Raw genomic sequence first — 6190 nt, forward strand, 5'->3', positions numbered from 1 at the left:
GAGCCCGGCATCCCACACCCGACGCCCAGAGCCCGGCATCCCACACCCGACGCCCAGAGCCCGGCATCCCACACCCGGCGCCCAGAGCCCGGCATCCCACACCCGGGTCCGGCGCCCCGCATCCGCGGTCCGGCGTCCCGCGTCCCGCGCCTGGGGTCCCGCGCCCGGCGTCCCGCATCCGGCATCCGGCATCCGGCATCCGGCATCCGGCATCCGGCGGCACGCTGCCACCGGCGTCCCCGTGCGCACGTCGTCCCAGCCGCCCGTGGGTGCCCCGGTGACCGCCGGGTAGTCTGCGCCGGTGCTCAGGACCCCCTTCCCCGACGGCCTCCGTTTCGCGTTCGGCACCCTCACCGTGTTCCCGGTCGAGGTGACCCGCTGGGACCGTGATGCCGCGCGCGGCGGCATGCTGTGCGCGCCGCTGGCCGGGCTGGCCGTCGGCGCCGCCGCCGCGGCCGCCGGACTCCTGCTGCTGTCCCTGGGCGCGGGGAGCCTGCTCGCCGCGGTCGCCACGGCCGCCGTACCCGCCGTCCTCACCCGCGGGCTGCATCTGGACGGGCTGGCCGACACGGCGGACGGACTCGGCAGCGGCAAGCCCGCCGAGGACGCGCTGCGCATCATGAAGCAGTCGGACATCGGCCCGTTCGGCGTGCTCGCCCTCGTGTTCGTGCTGCTCGCCCAGGTGGCCGCGCTGGCCCAGGCCTACGACGGCTCCTGGGCGCGGGGCGCGCTCGCCGCCGTGGTCTCGGCGACCGCCGCCCGGCTGGCACTCACGCTCGCCGCCCGGGCCGGGGTGCCCGCGGCCCGCCCGGAGGGACTGGGCGCGGCGGTCGCCGGGGTGGTGCCGGCGGGGGGCGCACTGGCCGCCACCGCCGCCGTCACCGCCGCCGCGGCCGGAGCGGCGGCGGGCTCCGGGCCGTACGACGCGGTCCGTGCGGCGCTCGCCGTGCTGTGCGCCGTCGCCGTCGCCGAACTGCTGCTGCGGCACTGCGTCCGCCGCTTCGGCGGGGTCACCGGTGACGTCTTCGGCGGGGTCGCGGAGACGGCGGCCACCACCGCCCTCGTGGTTCTGGTGCTCGGCTGATTCCCGGGATCAGCAGGCCTCGCGCCACGCTCCCAGTTCGTACTTCTTCAGCATCGAACTCAGCCGCAGCTCACGGGAATCGGCGCAGAAACGGTCGGCCGGCAGCTCGTACTCGACGTGGAAGACTGCCTTGTCCGCGTCGATGAACGGCTTGTTGTCGGCGCACTCGCCGTACTGGGCGCACTGCTCGTTGACCGCGAAGTCGAAGTCGTCCACCAGCTCGGGGATCTGGTCCAGATCGTTCTTCAGGCCGACGGCCATGCCCCGGTCGTGGGCGAGGTCCGCGATCAGCCGGTTGTAGCGGAGCTGGTCGTCGGCGGTGAGCGGGAAGCCCGTCTCGTTCTTGTAGCCGTCCATGTTGTCCGGCTCGACGGCGTCGAAGCCCTTCTCTCGGCACATGTCGATGCGCTCGGCCATCAGCGGCTCCAGGACGTCCGTCTCCCGGATGTCCAGCCAGCGCTCGCCCTCCCAGCCGTTGCCCTTGCCCAGCACCGACTTCGGGAACTTCCCGGCGTCGGGGCGGAAGTCCTCCCAGGCGCCGGTGGACAGGTAGCAGATGACCTTGCGGCCGTCGTCGTGCAGGGCGGCCACCGTGGACGCGGTGTGGTCGAAGCCGTCGATGTCGTAGACCGGCACGTCCACGGAGGTGTCGAGCTTTCCGCTGAGCTGCCACTGCCAGGCGGTGCCGGGCCGGGGCTGCCAGTGGCCGCCGGCTTGCGGACTGTCGCCGGGGGACGAGGTGCAGCCCGTGAGCAGCAGGAGAAGGGATATCGACAGGACCGGGCGTCTCACAGGGCGTGCTCCAGGGTGTGCGGGGCGCGGTGGCATACCCCAGGAATGATCTCCCATCGCGGGTGCCGCGCGGGAAACCGCGGCCCCGCGGGAGGGAGCGGACGCGGGCGCGAGCGTAGGCTCGTGCCGGGTGTTCGCCCGCCCGGGCGAGGACCGCATCGCAGGAGGGATCTAGGGTCGGTTGTCGGGCCCGGTCGACCCACCCGCATTCGGCCATCCAAGACTTCATACGGAAGCGAGAATTCACCACCGTGACTGCTCTCACTCTCTCCACCGCAGCGGCGCCCGGCCTGCGGGCCGACGCGATCGTGATCGGTGTCGCCAAGAACGCGGCGGCCAAGTCCCAGGGCCTGGTCGTCGCACCGGGTGCCGAGGCCGTGGACGAGGCGTACGACGGCCGGCTCGCCGGCGTGCTGGAGACCCTCGGTGCCACCGGCGCCGAGGGCGAGGTGACGAAGCTGCCCGCGCCGTCCGGCTTCAAGGCGCCCCTCGTGGTGGCGGTGGGCCTCGGCTCCCAGCCCGAGAAGGACGCCGGGTTCGACGCCGAGGCGCTGCGCAGGGCCGCCGGCGTGGCCGCCCGTGCCCTGGCCGGCGTCAAGAAGGCCGCCTTCGCCCTCCCGCTCACCGAGGCCGCCGACGCCGGCGCCGTCGGTGAGGGCGTGCTGCTGGGCGCGTACTCCTTCGACGCCTACAAGGACAACGCCAAGGACGCCAAGGACGCCAAGGCGAAGAACGGCAACGCGAAGAACGGCAAGGCCCCGCTGGCCGAGGCCGCGCTGCTCGGCGGCAAGCCCCGCGACAAGGCGTACAAGGCGGCGCTCGAGCGTGCCGCGGCCGTCTGTGAGGAGCTGAACCGCGCCCGCGACCTGGTCAACACCCCGCCGAACGACCTCGACCCCGAGGCGTTCGCGGCCGTCGCGCAGGCCGCCGCCAAGGAGCACGGCATCAAGGTGCAGGTACTCGACGAGAAGGCGCTCACCAAGGGCGGCTACGGCGGCATCCTCGGCGTCGGCGCCGGGTCGGCGTCGGGCCCGCGCCTGGTGAAGCTGTCGTACACCTCGTCGAAGGCGACGAAGTCCCTCGCCTTCGTCGGCAAGGGCATCACCTACGACTCGGGCGGCATCTCGCTGAAGCCGGCCGGGCACAACGAGACGATGAAGTGCGACATGGCCGGTGCCGCCGCCGTGTTCGCCGCGGTCGTCGCCGCCGCGCGCCTCGGCCTGGAGGTCAACGTGACCGGCTGGCTGGCGCTGGCCGAGAACATGCCGTCGGGCTCCGCCACCCGCCCGGGCGACGTGCTGCGCATGTACAGCGGCAAGACGGTGGAGGTGCTCAACACCGACGCCGAGGGCCGGCTCGTGCTCGCCGACGCGCTGTGGGCGGCCTCGCAGGAGAAGCCGGACGCGATCATCGACGTGGCGACCCTGACCGGCGCGATGATGCTGGCGCTGGGCAACCGGACGTACGGGGTCATGGCGAACGACGACGCGTTCCGTGCCGCGGTGCACGAGGCGGCGGAGGAGGTCGGCGAGCCGGCGTGGCCGATGCCGCTGCCGGAGCACCTGCGCAAGGGGATGGACTCGGCGACCGCCGACATCGCCAACATGGGTGAGCGGATGGGCGGCGGGCTGGTGGCCGGCCTGTTCCTGCGCGAGTTCATCGGTGAGGGCATCACCTGGGCCCACCTGGACATCGCGGGCCCGGCCTTCAACGAGGGCGGGCCGTTCGGTTACACGCCGAAGGGCGGCACCGGAACCGCTGTGCGGACGCTGGTGCGGGTCGCCGAGCTGACGGCTGCGGGTGACCTGGGCTAGGGGCGCCCGATGTGCCGGGGTGCGGGTGATTCGGCGTCTGCGGGTCCGTTGTGGCTTGTCGCGTCCACGCGGCGGAGCCGCAGATCAGATACAGCCCGCGCCCCTTACGGCATGATCCTTCCCTTCCTCGCCAGGGAACGTGGGGTGTCTCACACCCCGGCCCGGCGTCTCGTACGGGCCCGACAAGTGCGAAGATGGGGCTCGGCAGGACAGGGCCCACCCAAGGGCCGAGAACAATGAGCGGCCGGACACCAGCCGCCGACCGGTCACTGGAGACCGGCGTGGCGCACATGCATGGAGGACGTGACGTGGCGAACGACGCCAGCACCGTTTTCGACCTAGTGATCCTCGGCGGTGGCAGCGGTGGTTACGCCGCGGCGCTGCGCGGGGCTCAGCTGGGCCTGGACGTCGCCCTGATCGAGAAGGGCAAGGTCGGCGGTACCTGCCTGCACAACGGCTGCATCCCCACCAAGGCCCTGCTGCACGCGGGCGAGATCGCCGACCAGGCCCGCGAGAGCGAGCAGTTCGGCGTGAAGGCCACCTTCGAGGGCATCGACATGGCGGCCGTCCACAAGTACAAGGACGACGTGATCGCGGGCCTGTACAAGGGCCTGCAGGGTCTGATCGCCTCGCGCAAGGTGACCTACATCGAGGGCGAGGGCCGCCTGTCCTCCCCGACCTCCGTGGATGTAAACGGTCAGCGCGTCCAGGGCCGCCACGTCCTGCTGGCGACCGGCTCCGTGCCGAAGTCGCTGCCGGGCCTGGAGATCGACGGCGACCGGATCATCTCCTCCGACCACGCCCTCAAGCTCGACCGCGTGCCGAAGTCCGCGATCGTGCTGGGCGGCGGCGTCATCGGCGTCGAGTTCGCCTCCGCGTGGAAGTCCTTCGGCACCGACGTCACGATCATCGAGGGCCTCAAGCACCTCGTGCCGGTCGAGGACGAGAACAGCTCCAAGCTGCTGGAGCGCGCCTTCCGCAAGCGGGGCATCAAGTTCAACCTGGGCACCTTCTTCGAGAAGGCCGAGTACACCCAGGACGGCGTCAAGGTCACCCTCGCCGACGGCAAGGAGTTCGAGGCCGAGGTCCTGCTCGTCGCCATCGGCCGCGGCCCGGTCTCCCAGGGCCTGGGCTACGAGGAGGCCGGGGTCGCCATGGACCGCGGCTACGTCCTCGTCGACGAGTACATGCGGACCAACGTCCCGACCATCTCGGCCGTCGGTGACCTCGTCCCGACCCTCCAGCTCGCGCACGTCGGCTTCGCTGAGGGCATGCTGGTGGCGGAGCGGCTCGCCGGCCTGAAGACCGTCCCGGTCGACTACGACGGCGTGCCGCGGGTGACGTACTGCCACCCGGAGGTCGCCTCCGTCGGTATCACCGAGGCCAAGGCCAAGGAGATCTACGGTGCGGACAAGGTCGTCGCCCTGAAGTACAACCTGGCGGGCAACGGCAAGAGCAAGATCCTGAAGACCGCGGGCGAGATCAAGCTCGTCCAGGTCAAGGACGGTGCCGTGGTCGGCGTCCACATGGTCGGCGACCGCATGGGCGAGCAGGTCGGCGAAGCCCAGCTGATCTACAACTGGGAGGCGCTGCCGGCCGAGGTGGCCCAGCTCGTCCACGCCCACCCGACGCAGAACGAGGCGATGGGTGAGGCCCACCTGGCGCTGGCCGGCAAGCCCCTGCACTCCCACGACTGACCTCCCTCGGTCACTGGGCGCGACGACACAGACTTCCGCAATTTCGTAAGGAGCAACCGAAACCATGGCGGTTTCCGTAACCCTTCCGGCGCTCGGCGAGAGCGTCACCGAGGGCACCGTCACCCGTTGGCTGAAGGCCGAGGGTGAGCGCGTCGAGGCCGACGAGCCGTTGCTCGAGGTCTCGACCGACAAGGTCGACACCGAGATCCCGGCCCCCGCCTCGGGCGTGCTGTCCTCCATCAAGGTGGCCGAGGACGAGACCGTCGAGGTCGGCGCCGAGCTGGCGCTGATCGACGACGGCACCGGCGCCCCGGCGGCCGAGCAGGCCCCGCAGGCCGAGCAGGTCGCCGAGCCGGCCCCCGAGCCGGCGCCGGCCGCCCCCTCCACCGAGCAGGCCGCCCCGGCGCCCGCTCCCACCGCCGAGGCCGATGCCGGCGGCTCCGCCGAGGGCACGGACGTGGTCCTGCCCGCGCTCGGCGAGTCCGTCACCGAGGGCACCGTCACCCGCTGGCTGAAGTCGGTCGGTGACAGCGTCGAGGCCGACGAGCCGCTGCTCGAGGTGTCCACCGACAAGGTCGACACCGAGATCCCCGCCCCCGCCTCCGGCACCCTGCTGGAGATCGTGGTCGGCGAGGACGAGACCGCGGAGGTCGGCGCCAAGCTGGCCGTCATCGGTGCCGCCGGTGCCGCGCCCGCCGCCGCTCCGGCCGCCCCCGCGGCTCCGGCGCAGCCCGAGCCCACCCCGGCTCCGGCGCAGGCCGCTCCGGCTCCGGCTCCGGCCCCGGCTGCCCCCGCCGCTCCGG

The 6190-nt window shown here is 72.5% G+C and carries 5 protein-coding genes; 4 read left to right on the forward strand and 1 reads right to left on the reverse strand.

Translation table 11 applies throughout. The annotated features are described in order from the left end of the window. The first annotated feature begins 301 nt into the window (after positions 1–301). Entirely contained in the window at positions 302–1084 is a 783-nt protein-coding gene (locus ACP4J0_RS38040; RefSeq protein ID WP_426603952.1) for an adenosylcobinamide-GDP ribazoletransferase, read from the forward strand. Positions 1085–1093: 9 nt separating this feature from the next. Here ACP4J0_RS38040 and ACP4J0_RS38045 read toward each other — a convergent pair whose 3' ends face one another. After that, a complete protein-coding gene (locus ACP4J0_RS38045) occupies positions 1094–1876 on the reverse strand; it encodes an endo alpha-1,4 polygalactosaminidase (RefSeq protein WP_426603954.1) in 783 nt (260 codons plus the stop codon). 251 nt (positions 1877–2127) lie between these two features. On the opposite strand from ACP4J0_RS38045, the gene ACP4J0_RS38050 reads away from it, so the two are divergent. The 3 genes from ACP4J0_RS38050 to ACP4J0_RS38060 form a co-directional block, all read left to right on the forward strand. After that, positions 2128–3690, forward strand: coding sequence for a leucyl aminopeptidase (locus ACP4J0_RS38050; protein ID WP_426603956.1), 1563 nt, complete (start codon positions 2128–2130; stop codon positions 3688–3690). 308 nt (positions 3691–3998) lie between these two features. Next, complete coding sequence (lpdA, locus tag ACP4J0_RS38055; protein WP_426603958.1) at positions 3999–5387, forward strand: dihydrolipoyl dehydrogenase; 1389 nt, start codon at positions 3999–4001, stop codon at positions 5385–5387. 64 nt (positions 5388–5451) lie between these two features. Beyond that, positions 5452–6190: biotin/lipoyl-containing protein (locus ACP4J0_RS38060; protein ID WP_426603960.1), on the forward strand; the 739-nt coding region annotated here is incomplete at its 3' end.

The sequence above is a fragment of the Streptomyces sp. WG7 genome (assembly GCF_049975785.1).
Taxonomy (GTDB): Bacteria; Actinomycetota; Actinomycetes; order Streptomycetales; family Streptomycetaceae; genus Streptomyces.